Origin of the sequence: Kineococcus sp. NPDC059986, from assembly GCF_040702905.1 — a bacterium.
Classification (GTDB): Bacteria; Actinomycetota; Actinomycetes; order Actinomycetales; family Kineococcaceae; genus Kineococcus.
Genome location: NZ_JBFBND010000069.1, coordinates 1,733 through 3,640, shown reverse-complemented (window position 1 = coordinate 3,640; position 1,908 = coordinate 1,733). Strand labels below are relative to the sequence as shown.

General features: G+C 58.2%; 1 rRNA gene (running past one end of the window). It reads right to left on the bottom strand.

Going from position 1 to position 1,908, the window contains the following annotated elements:
- A 23S ribosomal RNA gene (locus tag AB0637_RS24745) occupies nt 1–1,630 on the bottom strand; it reaches 1,636 nt to the left of the window's first position.
- Between the last annotated feature and the right edge of the window lie 278 nt (nt 1,631–1,908).

The window sequence follows — 1,908 nt, the reverse complement described above, 5'->3', positions numbered from 1 at the left end:
ACCAAACACCACCCGAAGGTAGCGCCGGCTTTGGGTGCTCAGCATCCCCGGCCTCGCCATTGGCGGTTCTACACCGGTACGGGAATATCAACCCGTTGTCCATCGACTACGCCTGTCGGCCTCGCCTTAGGTCCCGACTTACCCAGGGCGGATGAACCTGGCCCTGGAACCCTTGGTCAATCGGCGGACGGGGTTCTCACCCGTCATTCGCTACTCATGCCTGCATTCTCACTCGCGTGCAGTCCACCGCACCATCACCAGGCGGCTTCACCCCACACACGACGCTCCCCTACCCATCCACACACCTGCACCAACGGTGCCCACCCGCTCCGAAGAACGAGAAGGTAGTCAGTGAGGTCAACATGTGAATGCCACAGCTTCGGCGGTGTACTTGAGCCCCGCTACATTGTCGGCGCGGAATCACTTGACCAGTGAGCTATTACGCACTCTTTCAAGGGTGGCTGCTTCTAAGCCAACCTCCTGGTTGTCTGCGCAACTCCACATCCTTTCCCACTTAGCACACGCTTAGGGGCCTTAGCTGATGATCTGGGCTGTTTCCCTCTCGACTACGAAGCTTATCCCCCGCAGTCTCACTGCCACGCTCTCACTTACCGGCATTCGGAGTTTGGCTGACGTCAGTAACCCGGTGGGGCCCATCGGCCATCCAGTAGCTCTACCTCCAGCAAGAAACACGTGACGCTGCACCTAAATGCATTTCGGGGAGAACCAGCTATCACGGAGTTTGATTGGCCTTTCACCCCTACCCACAGCTCATCCCCCAGGTTTTCAACCCTGGTGGGTTCGGTCCTCCACGCGGTCTTACCCACGCTTCAACCTGGCCATGGGTAGATCACTCCGCTTCGGGTCTAGAGCACGCGACTAAAAACGCCCTATTCGGACTCGCTTTCGCTACGGCTACCCCCCACGGGTTAACCTCGCCACGCACCACTAACTCGCAGGCTCATTCTTCAAAAGGCACGCCGTCACCCACCACAAGGACAGGCTCCGACGGATTGTAGGCACACGGTTTCAGGTACTATTTCACTCCCCTCCCGGGGTGCTTTTCACCATTCCCTCACGGTACTTGTCCGCTATCGGTCATCAGGAAGTATTTAGGCTTACCAGGTGGTCCTGGCAGATTCACACGAGATTCCACGAGCCCCGTGCTACTCGGGACATGCTCCCAAGGAGGCCGCAATGTTTCACCTACGGGGGTCTCACCCACTACGCCGGACCATCCCAGGCCCTTCGGCTACACCACGACTTTCTCACTCCCCGACCAGGTGGTAGCCCAGTCCAGAACACTCCCACAACCCCCACACCGCAACCCCTACCAGGTATCACACGATGCAGGTTTAGCCTCATCCGCTTTCGCTCGCCACTACTCACGGAATCACTATTTGTTTTCTCTTCCTGTGGGTACTGAGATGTTTCACTTCCCCACGTTCCCTCCACACACCCTATACATTCAGGTGCGGGTGACCGCCCATGACGACGGCCGGGTTCCCCCATTCGGACACCCTCGGATCAACGTTCGGTTGCCAACTCCCCGAGGCTTAACGCAGGCTCCCACGTCCTTCATCGGCTCCTGATGCCAAGGCATCCACCATGCGCCCTTACACACTTGCCCACCACACACCACCCACCACCACACCCAACCCCCCACCCGAAGGCGAAGAACCGAGCAAGCAGCAACAGGTGCGAGCGCACAACGCGTGCAACAAACATAAAAACGAACCACAAAGACCACCACAACGCCTCAGCCACCGGCCCGAAGACCGAAGAACCTCAACGCGTGATGATTAGAGGATCTACTCGACGAACACCACTACAAAGATGTTCGCGTCCACTGTGCAGTTCTCAACAGACAACCCGACACCCCACCCCATGCGACCCACACCAGACCCG